General features: G+C 74.0%; 1 protein-coding gene. It reads right to left on the bottom strand.

Annotated elements, in window-relative coordinates; all coding sequences use genetic code 11:
- The coding region (locus AC4IJH_RS43620; RefSeq protein WP_490857582.1) for a SpnB-like Rossmann fold domain-containing protein at window positions 1–718 on the bottom strand (718 nt) is incomplete at both ends.

Raw genomic sequence — 718 nt, 5'->3', positions numbered from 1 at the left:
CCAACGCCACCCTGCCCCGCACCGCCAACTCCGGCTCACCACCACCCACCACAGACGGCAGCACCGAGACGGCCTGGACACCGGTGTCACCGAAGGGCAGGTCCACGAGAACCAACCGGCCGGGGTTCTCCGACTGCGCCGAGCGCAGCAAACCCCAGACGGAGGCCGCCGCCAGGTCCACGACACCCTCGCCGACAGAAGCCGCCACTCCACCACGGGTGACGACCACGAGCTGGGCTGCTTCCAGGCGCTCTTCGGCCAGCCACTCCTGCACCAGGCCCAGAGCCTCGCCGGTCGCCCGGCGGGCGGCCCCGGCCACGTCGCCGTCCGTGTCGCCCATGCAGGCCAGCACGAACCGCGCAGTGAACTCCCCCGCGTCGGCCGCGTCGGCCACCTCGGCAAGGCCCGCGAAGGTACGTACCGACAGCCCGGCCGCGTCCAGTCCCTCGGCCACGCCGAAGCGGTCGGCGCCGATCAGCGCCCACTGCCCCGACGGTACGGGCGCCTCGGGGACCGGGGTCCACTCGACGGCGAAGAGCGCGTCGGCCACTCCGGCGTCGGTGGGCCGGAGTTGGTCCGCCGAGACGGGACGGGTGATCAGCGACGCCACCGACACCACGGGCGCACCCGTCGCATCCGCAGCCGCCACCGTCAGGCTGCCCTGAGCGTCCCGCCGCAGCCGCGCCCGCAGCACCGAAGCACCACTGGCATGCAGCTC

The organism is Streptomyces sp. UF-297 (assembly GCF_058245575.1).
This window is presented reverse-complemented; position numbering and strand designations above follow the sequence as displayed.